Annotated in this window: 18 protein-coding genes; 15 read left to right on the top strand and 3 right to left on the bottom strand. The window is 54.0% G+C overall.

The annotated features are described in order from the left end of the window. Positions 1 to 3: 3 nt before the first annotated feature. Both argJ and argC read right to left on the bottom strand, forming a co-directional pair. Positions 4 to 1,221 (bottom strand): bifunctional glutamate N-acetyltransferase/amino-acid acetyltransferase ArgJ, encoded by a 1,218-nt coding sequence (gene argJ, locus ACULM0_RS02850; RefSeq protein ID WP_463678954.1) that lies wholly within the window; start codon positions 1,219 to 1,221, stop codon positions 4 to 6. A gap of 22 nt (positions 1,222 to 1,243) precedes the next feature. Continuing rightward, positions 1,244 to 2,281, bottom strand: a complete 1,038-nt coding sequence (gene argC / locus ACULM0_RS02845; protein ID WP_463678953.1) for an N-acetyl-gamma-glutamyl-phosphate reductase — start codon at positions 2,279 to 2,281, stop codon at positions 1,244 to 1,246. A 166-nt stretch (positions 2,282 to 2,447) separates the two neighbouring features. Between argC and argB the strand changes: the two genes are divergently transcribed. The 12 genes from argB (at position 2,448) to ACULM0_RS02785 (ending at position 14,188) form a co-directional block, all read left to right on the top strand. Further along, positions 2,448 to 3,338 carry an acetylglutamate kinase gene (gene argB / locus ACULM0_RS02840; RefSeq protein ID WP_463678952.1) on the top strand — a complete coding sequence of 297 codons (891 nt, stop codon included), beginning with the start codon at positions 2,448 to 2,450 and terminating at the stop codon, positions 3,336 to 3,338. Continuing rightward, positions 3,331 to 4,509 carry an acetylornithine transaminase gene (locus ACULM0_RS02835; protein WP_463678951.1) on the top strand — a complete coding sequence of 393 codons (1,179 nt, stop codon included), beginning with the start codon at positions 3,331 to 3,333 and terminating at the stop codon, positions 4,507 to 4,509. The genes argB and ACULM0_RS02835 overlap by 8 nt, the downstream gene beginning before the upstream one ends. A 215-nt stretch (positions 4,510 to 4,724) precedes the next feature. Continuing rightward, positions 4,725 to 5,444, top strand: coding sequence for an SDR family oxidoreductase (locus ACULM0_RS02830; protein ID WP_463678950.1), 720 nt, complete (start codon positions 4,725 to 4,727; stop codon positions 5,442 to 5,444). 13 nt (positions 5,445 to 5,457) lie between these two features. Then, a complete protein-coding gene (locus ACULM0_RS02825) occupies positions 5,458 to 6,477 on the top strand; it encodes a 3-oxoacyl-ACP synthase (RefSeq protein WP_463678949.1) in 1,020 nt (339 codons plus the stop codon). Beyond that, a complete protein-coding gene (locus ACULM0_RS02820; protein WP_463678948.1) occupies positions 6,477 to 7,352 on the top strand; it encodes a branched-chain amino acid ABC transporter permease in 876 nt (291 codons plus the stop codon). Before ACULM0_RS02825 ends, ACULM0_RS02820 begins: the two co-directional genes overlap by 1 nt. 1 nt (position 7,353) lies before the next feature. Next, complete coding sequence (locus ACULM0_RS02815) at positions 7,354 to 8,349, top strand: branched-chain amino acid ABC transporter permease (protein ID WP_463678947.1); 996 nt, start codon at positions 7,354 to 7,356, stop codon at positions 8,347 to 8,349. Continuing rightward, positions 8,346 to 9,149, top strand: a complete 804-nt coding sequence (locus tag ACULM0_RS02810) for an ABC transporter ATP-binding protein (RefSeq protein WP_463678946.1) — start codon at positions 8,346 to 8,348, stop codon at positions 9,147 to 9,149. Before ACULM0_RS02815 ends, ACULM0_RS02810 begins: the two co-directional genes overlap by 4 nt. Then, positions 9,150 to 9,875, top strand: a complete 726-nt coding sequence (locus ACULM0_RS02805) for an ABC transporter ATP-binding protein (RefSeq protein WP_463678945.1) — start codon at positions 9,150 to 9,152, stop codon at positions 9,873 to 9,875. 124 nt (positions 9,876 to 9,999) lie between these two features. Then, positions 10,000 to 11,268 (top strand): ABC transporter substrate-binding protein, encoded by a 1,269-nt coding sequence (locus ACULM0_RS02800; RefSeq protein ID WP_463678944.1) that lies wholly within the window; start codon positions 10,000 to 10,002, stop codon positions 11,266 to 11,268. Positions 11,269 to 11,347: 79 nt separating this feature from the next. Beyond that, positions 11,348 to 12,661: an acetyl-CoA hydrolase/transferase family protein gene (locus ACULM0_RS02795; protein ID WP_463678943.1), complete on the top strand. Its 1,314-nt coding sequence runs from the start codon at positions 11,348 to 11,350 to the stop codon at positions 12,659 to 12,661. A gap of 3 nt (positions 12,662 to 12,664) precedes the next feature. Beyond that, the gene (locus tag ACULM0_RS02790) at positions 12,665 to 13,483 is read left to right on the top strand and encodes an alpha/beta fold hydrolase (protein ID WP_463678942.1); all 819 of its coding nucleotides are present in this window, start codon (positions 12,665 to 12,667) and stop codon (positions 13,481 to 13,483) included. 102 nt (positions 13,484 to 13,585) lie between these two features. Next, complete coding sequence (locus tag ACULM0_RS02785) at positions 13,586 to 14,188, top strand: TetR/AcrR family transcriptional regulator (RefSeq protein ID WP_463678941.1); 603 nt, start codon at positions 13,586 to 13,588, stop codon at positions 14,186 to 14,188. A gap of 105 nt (positions 14,189 to 14,293) precedes the next feature. On the opposite strand, the gene ACULM0_RS02780 is transcribed toward ACULM0_RS02785, so the two are convergent. Continuing rightward, the gene (locus ACULM0_RS02780) at positions 14,294 to 14,683 is read right to left on the bottom strand and encodes a hypothetical protein (RefSeq protein ID WP_463678940.1); all 390 of its coding nucleotides are present in this window, start codon (positions 14,681 to 14,683) and stop codon (positions 14,294 to 14,296) included. A 305-nt stretch (positions 14,684 to 14,988) separates the two neighbouring features. On the opposite strand from ACULM0_RS02780, the gene ACULM0_RS02775 reads away from it, so the two are divergent. The 3 genes from ACULM0_RS02775 to ACULM0_RS02765 are packed head-to-tail and all read left to right on the top strand — an operon-like array spanning position 14,989 to position 16,684. After that, on the top strand, positions 14,989 to 15,672 hold the full coding sequence (locus ACULM0_RS02775) for an MBL fold metallo-hydrolase (protein WP_463678939.1): 684 nt from the start codon (positions 14,989 to 14,991) through the stop codon (positions 15,670 to 15,672). Next, the gene (locus ACULM0_RS02770; RefSeq protein ID WP_463678938.1) at positions 15,669 to 16,082 is read left to right on the top strand and encodes a GNAT family N-acetyltransferase; all 414 of its coding nucleotides are present in this window, start codon (positions 15,669 to 15,671) and stop codon (positions 16,080 to 16,082) included. Before ACULM0_RS02775 ends, ACULM0_RS02770 begins: the two co-directional genes overlap by 4 nt. Continuing rightward, a complete protein-coding gene (locus tag ACULM0_RS02765; RefSeq protein ID WP_463678937.1) occupies positions 16,079 to 16,684 on the top strand; it encodes a GNAT family N-acetyltransferase in 606 nt (201 codons plus the stop codon). The genes ACULM0_RS02770 and ACULM0_RS02765 overlap by 4 nt, the downstream gene beginning before the upstream one ends. Positions 16,685 to 16,695 lie beyond the last annotated feature (11 nt).

The following is a 16,695-nucleotide window of genomic DNA, read 5'->3' as shown; positions in this document are numbered from 1 at the left end:
TTTCTATGTGCGGTAATCACCGTTGATCTTCACGTAATCGTAGGAGAGGTCGCAGCCCCAAGCCGTCGTCTCAGCCACCCCATCTTTTAGATTGATGTGCACTGCGACAAAGGGTTCGGAAAGAATAGCGGTCGCCTGATCCTCATCGACCGACTGGGGCTCTCCATCGGACATCAGTGTGATATGACCGGCGGAACTCTCGAAGGAAAGATCAAGCTGATCGGGTACAAAACTGCCACCGGAATAACCCAGTGCACAGAGTATTCTCCCCCAATTGGCATCGTTTCCAAAGAAAGCGGTTTTCACGAGACTCGATGTGATCACCGATTTGGCAAGTTTTCTCGCTTCGCCGATTGCTTTGGCCCCCTTTACCTTGACGGTAATCAATTTGGTGGCCCCTTCACCATCCTGGGCGATGAGCTTCGCCAGTTCCGTATTCACCCAGTGGAAAGCCTCGGCAAACTGTTGGTAAGCGTCCGTACCCGGCTGCAGGGGCGGATGACCTGCTTGGCCGTTAGCCAGCACTACCGCCGTGTCGTTGGTGCTGGTATCACCGTCAACTGAAATCATATTGTAGGTATCCTCCACGCTGGCCTGTTGCATCTGCTCGAGCACGTCTTTCTCGATCGCCGCATCCGTGACCACGTAGGCCAGCATGGTGCCCATGTTCGGGTGGATCATACCGGATCCCTTGGCGATCCCAGCGATACTGACGGTCTTTCCGTCGATCTCGAGGGTGACACCGATGGATTTTGGAAAGGTATCAGTTGTCATGATCGCTTCGGCCGCCGAAGGACCATCGGGTGTTGCGATCGATTGGCAGATGGTCGCAATCCCACTTTTGATCTTGGCCATGGGTAGTGCCAGTCCGATGATTCCTGTGGAGGAGATGAGCACCTCCTTGGTATCGATCCCAAGGGCATCGGCCGTGGTCTCGGCCATGGTCAGTGCATCATGCAGTCCTTTCTTGCCCGTACACGCATTGGCGTTGCCACTGTTGATCAAGATCGCTCGGGTTGTCGGATGTCGGATGTGGTCAGCATCAAGGAGCAGAGGAGCAGCCTTCACGATATTCTTTGTGAAGGCGGCTGCCGCCACCGCAGGCACCGCCGAGAGAATCAAGGCGAGGTCTTTCTTTCCACTTTTCTTCAGTCCTGCTGCAATACCGACGGCTTTGAATCCCGGCACATCGTTAATCGTCATATTTTTTTGAATCTTCATACGTTGACCTTCCTTTCCAATGTTAAGGAGCCAGGGCGAGAGCCGTGAGCCCAGTGTCTTCTTTTAGTCCATAGAGCAGGTTCATATTCTGTACCGCCTGTCCCGCAGCGCCTTTGATCAGGTTGTCGATGACACTGACCACAAGCACGCGATTCGTCCTATTGTCGACGGTCACGTGGAGATCACAAAAGTTCGTTCCCCGTACCCACCGCGTTTCCGGTGGTAGGTTGCGCAGGCGGACGAAGGGTTCATCTTCGTAGAAGCGTTCGTAGACTTTCGTTAACGAGAGCCCTTTTGCATAGGGTTTGAGCTGCGCGTAACAAGTGGCCAGAATACCGCGGTTCATGGGCACGAGGTGCGGGGTGAAGACCAGGTTGAAGGCATGCTCTGACAGACCACCGAGCGTCTGTTCGATCTCGGGTGTGTGCCGATGTGTGCCCATGGCATATGCCTTCATAGACTCGTTCACCTCAGCGAAAAGCGTCGCCGTCTGTGGTGAGCGTCCGGCCCCGGATACACCGCTCTTCGCATCGATCACAGTGGTGGTCGGATCGATGAGGTTGCCGGCGATCAGCGGTGCCAAGGCCAGGACACTGGCCGTGGGGTAACATCCTGGATTCGCTATGAGATCGGATTGCACGATCCGCTTGCGATTGAGCTCCGGGAGCCCGTAAACGGCCTGTCCCAAAAGCTCCGGGTGCGGATGGGTTTCCCCGTACCAGCGGCTGTACTCTTCTGCATCCTTCAATCGAAAATCTGCGCCCAGATCGATGACACGTTTCCCAAGGGCCAGTGCCTTGGCCACGAGAGGCGCCGACTTCCCATGGGGGAGAGCGAGAAAAAGCAGATCGATCTGATCGAGGCTATCCAAAGCCCGCTCGATGCCGATGAGCGTCAAGCCCGTGTCGCTGCCATGGGCGGGGTAGATGGTTTCAAAGGAGGCTCCCGCGTGGGAGCGTGAACTGACAAACTGAAGTGTAACCGATGGATGGTTTCGCAAGAGATACACCAGCTGTTGACCGGCGTAACCCGTTGCCCCTATCAAACCGACTTTGATCATGATGGTCTCCTTTCAGGAAGATAGAATAGAAATATTTATACATAATTATGCATAAATCTCAGTCGAATTTCAAGCTTTTTCGCATTTTTCTTGTATAAATATTATTATATATGTATAATAACAAGAAAAACATTGGATGGTACCATTGACGAAAGGAGACAAGCACATGCCACAAAAAAGAACCTCGGTCTTGATCGAGGCACTGCCTTATATCAAAGAATTCAAGGGAAAAACCTTTGTCATCAAGTACGGGGGGAGTATCATGTCACGGGACAAGGCGCGTGAGGCTTTCATCGAGGATGTGGCCCTGTTGTCGTTTGTTGAGATCAATGTGGTTCTCGTCCACGGTGGTGGACCGGCGATCACAGGACATCTCGAAAGGTTGGCGATTGAATCGAGATTCGAACGCGGCCACCGGGTGACGGATCTTGAGACCATGCAGGTGGTCGAGATGATCCTGTCGGGCTCGGTGAACAAATCCATCGTGGCCGATCTCTGCAGGCACCAGATCCGTGCCGTGGGCATCAGCGGACGCGATGCCTCGTTGATTCGGGTCAAGCGCAAATCGGCGGATGATCGGGGAGAGCCGATCAACCTGGGTTACGTGGGAGAAGTGGAGGCCGTCGACGCCCGTATCGTAGCGGACCTTGTCGCAGGCGGTTACCTTCCTGTGATCAGTCCCATCGGGGATGATGGCGAGGGAAGGGCCTTCAATGTTAATGCGGATCATGTGGCAGCGGCCATCAGTGCGGCCCTCGGTGCAGAGAAGCTGATTCTTTTGACGGACGTCCCAGGTCTCTGTAGGAATCTGGACGAGCCGAGCAGTTTGATTTCAAAAGTATCCACCTCAGAAATCGACCAACTGATCGAAGAAGGGACCATCTCCGGTGGGATGATCCCCAAGACGCGATGTGCACAGGAGGCCATAGTGGGTGGTGCTCACAGCGTCCATATGATCGACGGGCGCACGGAACATGGACTCTTGATGGAAATTTTTACAGACGATGGCATCGGAACGATGATCTCAAAGGAGACAGGAGGTAGGAACGATGGATAAGCAAATGCTGATGAATACCTACGGGCGATTTGATCTGACGTTTACCCACGGCGAGGGGACGATGGTCTACGACGATAAGGGCAAGGCCTACTTGGATTTCGTGGCGGGTGTGGCCGTCAACTGTCTCGGCCACGCGCATCCAGCCATGACCGAAGCCCTTGTCTCGCAATCGAAAAAATTGATTCACGTGTCAAATCTCTACTGGACTCAAGAACAGCTGAAGCTAGCCGAAGAGCTTCTCAAGCTGTCAGATCACAGGAACGTCTTTTTTTCAAACAGTGGGACGGAGGCGGTGGAGACGGCACTGAAGATTGCCAGGAAGCACGGGCGTCTTACCGGTGGAGAGGAAAAAAACACGATTCTATACGCCGTGAATAGTTTTCACGGAAGGAGTCTCGGTGCCTTGACGGTCACGGGTCAACCGAAGTACCAGGCTCCCTTCGGTCCCTTGATCGGCGGATGCCGATCCTTCGTTTACAACGATATGTCATCCCTGGAACAGGCGATGGGGCCGGAAGTTTGTGCCGTGATTCTCGAACCCATTCAAGGGGAGGGGGGGATCATCGAGGCGGACGCCACTTTCTTGGCAAAAGCCAGAGACCTGTGCGATGAACAGGACGCCCTGCTCCTCTTCGACGAGGTACAGACGGGAGTCGGTAGGAGCGGGACGTTTTTCGCCTACCAGCAGACCGGAGTGGTGCCCGATGTGGTCAGTCTGGCCAAGGGCTTAGGTGGAGGCTTTCCCATCGGGGCTACCTTGGCTTCCGGAGCGGCGGCAGAGGCCTTGGTCCCAGGTGATCACGGGTGTACCTTCGGGGGAAGTCCGTTGGCCTGCGCCGTTTCGAGCGCGGTCCTGAATACTCTCCAGACAGAAGGGGTCCTCCATACAGTGGAGGAGAAGGGTGCTTATCTGAAGAAGGGGCTGGAGGCACTGATGACGGGAAGCGACTTGATATCGGCGGTCAGGGGAAAGGGGCTGATGATCGGACTCGCCCTGACCTGCGAACCGAAGCAACTGGTTCACGTGGCCATGGACAAGGGACTCTTACTGGTGGGAGCCGGACTGGATGCGGTGCGTCTCGTGCCTCCGCTTACCGTCAGCTACAGCGAACTCGATCAGGCGATTGCGATCATCGCCGCTAGTCTCGGTGAAATTACATCACATGCATAGGCCGCACGCGATGGCGGGTTACTCCCCAAAGAGTAACCCGCCATCGCATTGTTTTTGATAATTTTGTATTTAAGAAATTCCGCTCTTGACACGGAAAAGGTTTTCATCTATCCTAAACATGAAGGGTGATTCATGTTTCATGTAAGTTCGGGTCGCGAACCGAACGATCCACCCAATGTCGAAATTCATTCACATCCATAAGGAGGAAATCCCTCATGAAATTAAAAAATCAAGTGGCCATCGTCACCGGAGGCGCAAGAGGTCTCGGCCGGTCGATGGCGACACTGTTCGCAGCAGAAGGTGCTAAGGTCATCGCTGTCGATATGGGCGAGCCGGAGCAAAGGGTCGATGGCATCGAAGATTACCCACTTAACGTCACAGACGTCGCGGCGATCGAGGTTTTCGTCGAGCACGTGATGAACGACTACGGTCGCATCGACGTGTTAGTGAACAACGCCGGGATCACACGGGATGCGCTCACACATAAGATCACGGATGACATGTGGAACCTAGTGATCGATGTGAATCTCAAAGGCGTCTTCAACATGGCACGCGCCATCGGCCCGATCATGCAAAGGCAAGGCAGCGGATCGATCATCAACATCTCCTCGGTCGTCGGAGAGTATGGGAACATCGGCCAGGCCAATTATGCGGCGACCAAAGCCGGTGTCATCGGTCTCACGAAGACCTGGGCTAAGGAATTTTCACGAAAGGGTGCGCAGGTGCGTGTGAATGCCATTTCACCTGGTTACACGATGACGGACATTCTCAAGACTGTACCGCAGGAACTGCTCGATCAATTTGCGGGGCAGACGATGCTCGGACGATTGGCTCAGCCGGAAGAAATTGCGAAGGTCGCCTTGTTCCTCGCCTCTGACGACGCGTCCTATGTCACCGGTCACAATCTCAGCGTCAACGGAGGAATGCGACTCTAAGGAGGGAAAGGACATGACCAACGTAGGTATTGTAGGAACAGGCCTTTACCTCCCGAAATCCCGTATGTCCGATCGAGAGATCGCCGCGGCAACGGGCGGCACATGGACCCAAGATGCCGTGAGAAAGAAACTGGGCATCATTGAAAAGCCGATGGCCAGCCCAGAGGAAGGAACCCAGGAGATGGGCGCCTTGGCTGCGCTGGACGTCTTGGAGCGAACGGGTATCGACCCAGAGGAGATCGATGTGATCTTGAACATCGGCGAGGAGTGGAAGGAATACCCGCTGACGACCTCGGCTCTGTACATACAAGATCGCATCGGGGCCAGGAACGCCTGGGGTATCGACACAGCGAACCGGTGTTGTACCACGGTGACAACAATGAAAATGGCCAAGGATATGCTTATGGCGGACGATACCATTGAGACGGTTCTGATCGCCGGAGGCTATCGGAACGGCGATCTGGTGGATTACTCAGATCCGAACATGTCTATGATGTATAATCTCGGTGCCGGAGGTGGTGCCCTGATCTTGAAAAAGAACCACGGGAAGAACTTGCTCCTCGGATCACATATCGTGGCCGACGGATCCCTGTCCCGAACCGCGGGCGTGGAGATCGGCGGCACGGCGAATCCCATCACGTCGAAGAATCTGGCAGAATCCAGACGAAGCCTCCGATTGATGGAGCCGGTAAAAATGAAAGCTCGTTTGAACGAGGTTTCACTGGACAATTGGCTCACCTGCGTAGATCGGGCGCTGGAGAAATCGGAGCTTGAGCGCAGTGATATTGACTACCTGGCGATACTGCATATGAAGCGTTCTGGCCATCAGGCCATGTTGAAGGAACTAGATCTTGCGGAGGACCAGACAATCTATCTCGAACATTTCGGGCACATCGGACAGATTGATCAGATTCTCTCCCTACACCTGGCCCTAGAGCAGAAGAAAGTGAAAGAAGGTAGCGTGGTCGCCATGGTGGCTGCGGGCATCGGATACGTATGGGCCGCGAATATCATCAGATGGGGTGAAGCGTGATGGGTACCTTTTTACAGATTATCTTCCGCAGTCTGGAGACCGGCAGCATATACGCGCTGGCTGCCCTCGGGATCATTATCATCAACAGGACATCGAACATCACGAACTTTGCACAGGGTGCTGTGGCCATGTTCAATACCTTTGTGGTCACCTATCTCTTCAACAGTTTGGGTCTACCGCTACCGCTGGCCATCGTCGGCGGGATCGTGAGCGCGGTGCTCACCGGTTTTCTCATCGACCTTGCGATTATCCGCCACACCAAAAAAGTATCCCCCGTGGCGAAACAGATTATTACCCTGGGTCTAATCATGATCGTAGTGGGGGTTACGCCGATCTTCTTCGGTGTGGATCCACTGAGACTACCCCGGTTGATCGAAAGCGGGGATGTGATGATCGGTGGCGCCTCAATTTCCTACAACGGACTCTTTAACATCTCACTGGGCCTCGCCGTGATGATGGGCCTCTTCTACATTCTGCAGAATACCAAATGGGGGCTCGCCGTGCGGACCACAGCATCGAACGACGCGGTGGCCCGGCTCATGGGGGTGCCTACGAAAACCGTTACCTTGGCCGCCTGGGCGGTCGCCGGTATCCTGGGTGTCCTTTCGGGTATCATGACGGCCCCAATGACCTCCGTCACCCTGACGTTGATGGACGAAGTACAGGTCACGGCCCTTGTGGCCGTAGTGCTCGGTGGGTTCCAGACCTTTTACGGTCCGGTGATCGGCGCCTACATCATGGGCATCGTGCGAAACCTTTTGCTCTTTTACGTCTCCTCAGTTTGGGGCGGGCAGATCCTCTACATCATGATCCTGGTCTTTATCGTCTTCCGACCCTATGGACTCATCGGCAAACGAACCGTGAAGAAGGTGTAATATGCTGACCAAAGGAAAACAACATCCACTCCTCGGTTTCGTGCTCTTCGGACTCGCCCTCGCCTCCGTTCCACTTCTGGCGAACGTGGGTCTGATGAAAAACGCAGCCGTGACAACGATCGGTGGCGCTTTGATCTACGCCATCGCAGCACTCGGACTCAACATCTTGCTCGGCTACTCGGGATTGATCTCCCTGGGTACCGCTGGATTCATGGGACTTGCCACCTACGTATCGGCCTACGTGGCCATGGACCTCGGTTGGCCCTTTGAAGTCGCCCTGCTCGCCGCCATCATCTTTCCCACGATCGTCGGTGTGCTCGTCGGACTCGTCTCCCTTCGTATCGAGGGCTATTACTTGGCCATTGCGACGCTAGCGGTCTCAGAGATCTTGCGAAAGACCTTCGAGGAATTCGACCAGTTTACCGGGGGATTCAGCGGTAAGTCGGCTAACTACCCCACGCTCTTCGGCGTGTTGGAGTTGGATCGATCCACTACCTATCTGTTCATTGTCTTTGTGCTGGTGATCATCATGATGATCACCTATAACCTGATGAACGGCTATCTCGGAAGAGCGCTCAACGCCATGCGGGGTAGCGAGGCCGCCTCCCAGGCCATGGGCGTCAATTTGCTCAGGTATCGTCTGACGGCCTTTGCACTAGCCACGATGTTCGCTAGCGTGGCGGGTGTCCTCTACGTACACTTTGTCAAGTTCACCTACCCGGCCAGTTGGACGCTCAAGCTGTCCCTGGACTTTCTGGCCATGATCGTCATCGGCGGAATGCGCTCGATTTATGGAACGGTGCTTGGGGCCTTCGTGGTCTTCGCGGTACCGGATCTGTTCCTAAAGCAGATACCCTACTTCGAGAACCTTTCCTATGTGTTCAACGGCGTACTGATTATCGTGGTCATCATGTTCTATCCCAACGGTCTGATCCGCATCGGGAGCGATTTCAAACGCCTGGCACGAAAGCTGACCAAGGGAGGTGACGCGAGATGAGCCAGACACTGCATCTTCCGGAGGACCTGGTGATGAAGGTGGAGAACCTGTCTATCGCCTTCGGTGGTCTTAAGGCCGTCGATGACCTCTCCTTTGATATCAAAAAGAAAGAGGTTTATGGTCTGATCGGTCCCAACGGTGCCGGTAAGACCACGGTCTTCAATTGCATCACGCAGTTTTACAAACCCGATGTCGGTAGCATCTTGTTCGAAGCGGGTGATCAAAGGATACACAGTCTGACAGATCTTCCGGTCCACAAGATCATTCGCCTCGGGCTCGTCCGCACCTTCCAGAACGTTGAGTTGATCAAAGAACTCTCGATTATCGACAACGTGTTGATCGGTGCGCACATCGACTTCAAGGCCTCGACCCTCGAGCAGGCGCTTCGTCTGCCCCGGGCGCGGAAGGAAGAGAAAAAATATGAGAAGGAGGCGATCCGAATCCTCTCTGTACTGCATCTCGATCATCTCAAGGACCAGCCGGCGGGAGGGCAACCCTACGGCATCCTGAAAAAGATTGAGTTGGCACGTACCCTGATGTCACGACCGAAGCTGATCATCTTAGATGAGCCGGCGGCAGGTCTCAACGATACGGAAACGCTAGAGCTGGCCAGATTGATCCGGGAGATTCGGGATCAGTTCGACTGTTCGATCCTCTTGGTCGAGCACGACATGCGGCTCGTGATGGATGTCTGCGACCGCATCTGTGCCATCAACTTCGGTAAAAGGCTTGCCATCGGGACACCGAAGGAAATCCAGCAGAACGAGGCCGTTCAAAAAGCCTACCTGGGGGTGGAGTAAATGTCTGAGAAGAATCTTGCCCTCGCGATTCGTGGTCTGCAAGTGAACTACGGTGCCATCCAGGCACTGAAGGGAATCGACATCGATGTACCCGATGGATCCGTAGTGGCCCTACTCGGTGCCAATGGAGCGGGGAAGAGCACAACCCTCCGCACAATCTCTGGACTCGTGGAGGATGCCAAGGGATCGATCAAACTATACGGAGAGGAGATCCTTGGGAAAGAGGCGGAGAAAATCGCCGCCCTGGGCATCAGCCAATCACCTGAGGGGCGTGCGGTGTTCAAAGAACTGACCGTCGAGGAAAATCTAAAGGTCGGGGCCTTCACGCAGCGTGACAAGAAAGCGATCAAGAACAGCTTCGAACGCGTCTACCGTTATTTTCCCGTCCTCGAAGAGCGGAAGAGACAGATTTCCTCTACCTTGTCCGGTGGGGAACAGCAGATGCTGGCCATTGCCAGGGCCCTGATGAGTGCGCCCAAGGTGCTTTTACTCGACGAACCGTCATTGGGTCTAGCCCCCTTGATTGTCCAGGATATCATGCATATCGTGAAGGAAATTGCCAGCGAGGGCACAACGGTGGTCATCGTAGAACAGAATGCAGCCCAGACGCTAAAGATCGCCGATTACGCCTACGTGATTGAGCTCGGAAACATCGGGATGTCCGGTGAAGCGGCCACCCTGGCCAATGATCCGAAACTCGTTGAGGCCTATCTCGGCAAGCATTAACCTTCTTCTCGTTTCATCGCCCTTTGCCGGGTGAAGAAGTGATAGATGTCAACATGCCGGATCATCGGCACAAACACCTTCGACGGATCAGCCGTCGACCATTCAATTTGAGGAGGAAACACACATGAAAAGAACGATCGCTCTATTACTCGCCATCGTCATGACATTCTCGCTGGCCGCCTGCGGCACCGATGCGGGTACCGAATCCGAAGCACCCGCCGATGGCTCCGATGCTCCGGCAGCTGAAGCACCTTCAGAAGAGCCAGCACAAGGGGTCACCGAAGATACGATTAAAGTCGGTAACTCGGCGGCCACATCCGGCGCCTACGCTCCAGTAGGAGTACCCTTCAATGCCGGGATCGTATCCTATTTCGAAATGATCAACGAACAAGGTGGCGTGAACGGTCGACAGATTGAGTTCGTACATACGGATGATGAGTTCGATCCCGTCAAAGGTCGCGCAGCACTGAGCCAGCTTGTGGAAGATGAAGAGATCTTTGCCCTCGTGGGCCACTTCGGGACGCCCGTCGTTGGCGCAACGATCGAAGATGTCAAGGACTACGGTATCCCGGCAGTGTACTTCGCCACGGGTATTGGACAACTCTACAATGATAACGCAACCGGTCGCGAGCGTGGGATCTTCCCCGTTCAACCGATCTACAAGACGGAAGGACAGATCATGGTAGCACGCGCGGTGGGTGACTTCGGTGCGGAGAAACTCGGCGTGATTTACACCAACGACGACGCAGGAAAAGACCTCTATGCCGGTGCCCAGGCAAAAGCCGAAGAGCTTGGGGTGGAACTTGTGGCCGAGCAGGTGACAGCCGGTGCCACGGACGTTTCCTCAGCCGTGACGAGCATCAAGAACGCCGATGTGGACTTTATCCTCGGAGCAGCTATCCAGGCGACCATCCCCACAATTGTGAAAGAACTCGCGGCTCAGAATGTGAACGTGGACGTCATCACGACCTATGTGAATGTATCTCCTGTCATTGCGGCTTCTATGGTGAATGAAATCGCAGGAAAATTTGATGTTTACGGTCTTGGTTGGGTATCCTTCGAAGGAGAACGCGCCCAGGCACTCGAACTGTACGCAGAGCAAACTCCAGAGTACGCCGACAATGTGTACGCTATGACCGGCTGGATCGCCGGACACTTCTTCGTAGAAGGTCTCAAGCGCGTGGACGGTACGCTCACATGGGAAGCTTTCATGGACGCCATGGAAGAAGCACCCATCCAAAACCCCTTCGGTGGACAGATTTCTTACGAAGGTGGCATGAGAGCGGGTACACAGGAAATGAACCTGTCCAAAGTATCTCATGAGAATCTTGAGGGTGAGTGGATTGTAGAGGATGGCCTGCGCTCCATGGACGAGCTCCTCGGAAACGAGTAGCAACGGTTGCACCATTTAAGAAGGGCGGGCCATCCCGTCCTTTCTCTTTATATCGAGACAGAAGAAACGGAGGAATCCAATGTCCTATCAGGAAAAATGCATCACAGTGGAACAGGCTCTCGAACTGGTGCGTTCGGAGGACCAGATCGTCACGGGACTGGGTGCCGCGGAGGCCAAAGCCTTCATGGAGGCTGTTCACAGGCTAAAAGGACGCGTGGCACAGGTGACCATCACCAACTGTCTGTCCCTTGCGAAGGGAGAGTTTCTCAAGGAAGCGTACAAGGAGACCCTAGCGATCGACGGCTGGTTCTTCTCGCCGGGACTGCGCAAAGCCTTTCCCCACGGCAACGTACAGTTCATCCCCAATCACCTGCATCTGGCAGGTACCAAGCGTTTGGCGCATGTCAAGCCCAGGATCTACGTGGGCGCGGCGACCGTTCCGGATAAACACGGCTACATTTCTCTCAGTGTGTCGAACACCTACGAGAAAAGAATGATCGAGGCGGCGGAAGTCGTGATCCTGGAGATCAACGAGAAGTATCCCCGTACCTTTGGAGATGTGGAGCTCCACGTGAGCGAGGTGGATTATCTGATCGAGGTGGATTACGATGTGCCCACCCTGCCCGACGTACCACCGAACGAGAAAGACCTGAAGATCGGTGCTTACATCGCCGAACAGATAAAGGATGGCGATACCCTTCAGCTGGGCATCGGTGGTATCCCCAACGCCGTGGCCGCGGCGCTTTTCGATAAGAAGGACCTGGGCATCCACACGGAGATGCTGACCTCAGGGATGGTCGATCTGATCGAGGCTGGTGTTATCACTGGGAAGAAAAAAAATCTGCATCCGGGTAAAGTCGTGTGCACCTTTGCCCTGGGCAATCAAAAGCTTTACGATTTTCTCGACGATAACCCTTCTGTGATGGTGCTCGACGGCCATTACGTCAATGATCCTTACGTAATCGGTCAAAACGACAATATGGTATCCATCAATACATCGATGGAGGTCGATCTCTCGGGCCAGGTCTGCTCCGAGTCCATCGGACCCGTTCAGTTCTCCGGAACCGGCGGACAGGCCGACACAGCCGTCGGGGCTCAAATCGCCAAAAACGGTAGGAGCTTCATCGCCCTCTACTCCACGGCGATGGTCCGCAATCCGGAGACGGGTGAGCGGGAGGAAATCTCCAAGATCGTACCCATGCTCAAGCGCGGGGCCATTGTGACGCTCTCCCGTAACGATGTGGATCGCGTGGTCACGGAGTACGGAGTCGCGGAGCTCAGGGGGACCAACGTGAGGGAGCGGATCGAGCGTTTGATCGCTATCGCCCACCCCAAGTTCCGTGAGGAGCTCTGGGAACAGGCCTTTAGTCTCGGCCTGACGCACAGGAGATAAGCCATGGCTGTCTTTCGATTTCAAGACCAGGACATCTATTTTGAAGAGCATGGGAAAGGGCGTCCCCTTGTTCTTTTGAACGGGATCATGATGTCCACGAAAAGCTGGGACCTTTTTGTCGCATCCTTTTCCCAGAACAATCGGTTGATCCTTGTGGATTTTATTGATCAGGGCCAATCGGGGGCTATGGATAGGCCTTACACGCAGGCTCTGCAAGTATCCATGCTCAAAGCGCTTCTCGATCATTTGGAGCTGGCTACTGTGAACCTCGTGGGAATTTCCTACGGCGGGGAGGTGGCCCTGCGCTTTGCCGTCGATCACACCCACCGGGTGGACCGTCTCGTACTCTTCAATACAGCGGCGCGCACGACTCCTTGGCTGAAGGACATCGGCGATGCGTGGAACCTCAGCGCGTCGAATCCCCTACATTATTACCTCACGACCATCCCCGTGATCTACTCCCCAGGATTCTACACGAAAAACCACGACTGGATGAAGAAAAGACAGGAGCTGCTCGTCGAATCGGTGTTTTCCGACATGGACTTCATCGGCAGGATGATCCGACTGACGAAAAGTGCCGAGGACCACGATGTGACGCCTTCGCTGGCGGCCATTGAGATCCCAACCCTGGTGGTTTCCAGCGAGGAGGATGTCATCACGCCCAAGGCCGAGCAAGTCCTGATTGCCAGGTTGATGCCGGCGGCGGAACACATCATCCTGCCGGGTGCCGGTCATGCTTCGATGTACGAAAAGCCCGGGCTCTTTGCCACATTGACCCTTGGTTTCGTCAATGCTCTTGACGTGACTTTAAGTGTACTATGATCTCGTGACTTGAATCTTCTTTCATAATGAGAGGGCTTGTGATAAAATAGGTGCCGGATTCACACGCGAAAACAAGACCATAGAACAGGAGAAGGGTGTCCCATGGAGCATAATGTCAACATCCCGAAAACAAAACGTGGTCAGAAGACCATGGATCGGATCATGCGCGCGGCTGAACTGATTTTCTACGAGAAGGGGTACCACGGTACGTCGATCGTGGATATCACGACGGCGGCTGACGTGGCTCCTGGGACTTTCTACATTTATTTCAAAGACAAGTATACGCTCTACAAGTACCTCCTGCTCAGCTACAGCCACGACATTCGCAAGGCGATTGCAGTGGCTGCTAATCCCTACAAGACGCGGGCTGAAAAAGAACGCATCGGCCTGAGGGCCTATTTCGAGTATATTCACGAGCACAAGCACGTTTACAACATCATCTGGGAATCCCTCTACATCGACAAGTCCCTTTTCGTTGACTACTACGAATCCTTTTCCGAACGTTATCGTACGGGTCTCGAACAGGCGCGTGAGGCGGAAGAGGTCATCGATGCAGATCTGACCGTGATGAGCTACCTCCTCATGGGGGTCTCGAACTTCGTGGGGCTCAAGTACGTGATGTTCGATGAAGATGAGGAGCCAGATTTCGATTTTATCGTCGATGAAACCATGAAGATCCTACAGAAGGGACTCTTCACCAAATAAATGAACCAAGGCGCACCCTGCTGGGATGCGCCTTTTTGATGATTTAGCGCCCGCACACTCGTGACTTCAGTCGTGAGTGTGCGGGCGCTAAATCATCAATGATAGTCATTCTAAATATTTTTTTATCTCAAGCTGCAATTGTTCAGCGTCAATGATTCTGTATACCTTTTCATCAGCGGATTCATATATGATGTTGACTTCTCCCAAAATAATATGCTTCGGTTTATGCTGATCAGTATAATCGATTTCAATATCTATTTTGTCTGTTGCCATTGGAAATGGATTGCTTGTCTCAACCACCATATATTCCTGTAGTAAATCTATCAGCTCACTCACGATCATTTCATCTACAATCTTCTGATCATTCACGGTGATGGCATTGATACTTTTCGAATCTTTAATCATCGCAATCGGTTTGGATCGATTGTGAATCAGAACTGTCATAAGTAGCATACATGCAATCGCCACCACGCCGAACAAAAATCTTTTTTTCATGGCATTACCCCCAAATCATTCTATACATAGCATACTACACAGGTACAAAGCAAGCCAGTCTTTTGCGATGAAGGCGCGTGGGGTTCTTTGGACTCTCTTGCACTGAGCTAGTGTGTGCTCAAACGCCTCTCGTTTCGAATGTAAGTGCTTTAAAAAAGGTCGCTCCTTCCTTTGCATCGGTCGATTCATCCACTATAAGCTAACAGTGGTTTTTCTTAAATCGAGCGATCGCGGACAATTCTCACCACCTTGGAGGACGGTAGGCGGTATAATAGAAGAAAAGGGAAGGCTGGGAGGTGATCGGAATGATCAAAGGCATGCGACTAGGGCAAGTGAATGCCTACCTGATTTTTGAGGGAACTCGCGTGATTCTGGTGGATGCCGGTGTACATCCACGGCACGCTAAAGAGATTGAGAAGGCCATCGTGGCCGAAGGGTTCGGTCTCGAGGATCTATCGCTGATTATCGTGACCCATGTGCACTACGATCACGTGGGGGCGCTCAAAGACATTCGGGATCGGTCCAGGGCGCCGGTGCTGGTCCATCGTCTGGAAAAGGAGGCCCTCGCACGCGGCAGTACTCCTTTTCCCAAGGGGACCCATTTCTTCACGCGTCTTCTGTCGCACCTGGCGAACAGACTACCCGGGGGAGGGACCTTCCAAGCGGTTGAGGCGGAGATAACCTTCGATGTGGACTTTGATCTCGCCCCCTACGGCGTGAAGGGGCGAGTGATCCATACCCCCGGACACACACCGGGTTCCGCGTCCGTCCATTTAAAGGAAGGGTTTTGCATCGTGGGCGACACGCTCTTTCACGTGGTGCCCTGGTCCTTCTATCCTCCTTTTGCAGAAGAGGAGCAGAAGCTTCTGGACACCTGGCAGAAACTGAGCACCCTGGGTGTCAAGGCATACTTACCAGGACACGGACGTCCCATCGATGCCGATCGATTCCAGAAGCACGTGCATAAGAAGGAGGGTGGAAGGACATGATGCCAGAAGGTTATACCCTGACAACGGAAGCAGATGCCTTTTCTGTTGAAGCGGTGGCGGCCCTCTTGTCCCAGTCCTATTGGGCATCCGAGCGAACGCCCGAAAGGATAGCTGCCTCGATGGAGGCAAGTGATCTGTACGGGTTGAAGTCAGGGGGGCGTCTCGTGGCTTTTGCGCGGGTCCTGAGCGATCATGCGACGGTCTTCTGGCTCTGCGATGTAATCGTAGACGAGGGGCACCGCGGAAAGGGATTGGGCAAGGCCCTGATGCGTTATATTTTGAAGGAACCTAAGTATAGCGATTGCCTGGGCGTGCTCGCTACAAAGGATGCCCACAGCTTATATGCACGTTATGGCTTTCGGTCGGCACCGGACCGGCTGATGCTAAGACCGAGGGAGGAAGATACTTGAATAGAAGAAATGATCTTATGGAACTGAGGGAACGTTTTAAAGCACAGGTGTCCGGTTCCAGGCTACAGGCATTGGAAATCCACCTTCCCACAGAAGAAGACCGAGCGGAACTACACGCCCTCTTCACGGAGGTGATCCGATCGAACTTCGAAAGGGAGGGGTTGGGTGCCGATCATCCAGCGGTCCCGGACTTGATTGCTGAAAAAAGGATATTGCTCAACAAAGTGCTCTCGGGTGACCGGCAAGAGGGCCACTTCTATGTCCTGCGATGGGCGGGTAAAATTGTGGCCACCATCGAGTGGGGACCACCCGGCCATTTGATCCGTGAGCTCTCCGAAGGGCGTTATGCCGAGACCATGGAGATTGGGACGGTGTTCATTTTACCCACTTACCAACGGCGCGGTATTGGCAAGATCCTATTGACACTGGCCGAGGAAGATCTCAAGCGATGTGGACACAGGAGCTATGTGCTGGACAGTGGTTACGGATACGCCCAGGTCTACTGGAAGCAGCGGTTGGGTGAGCCGGCGGTGATTATCCCCGGCTACTGGGGAGAAGATGCGCCGCACATGATCTGGCACGGAACGATAGAGGGTGCATAGGGAGGTTTTGT

This window comes from Halotolerantifilum yawarlongkerapense (assembly GCF_054506745.1).
This window is presented reverse-complemented; position numbering and strand designations above follow the sequence as displayed.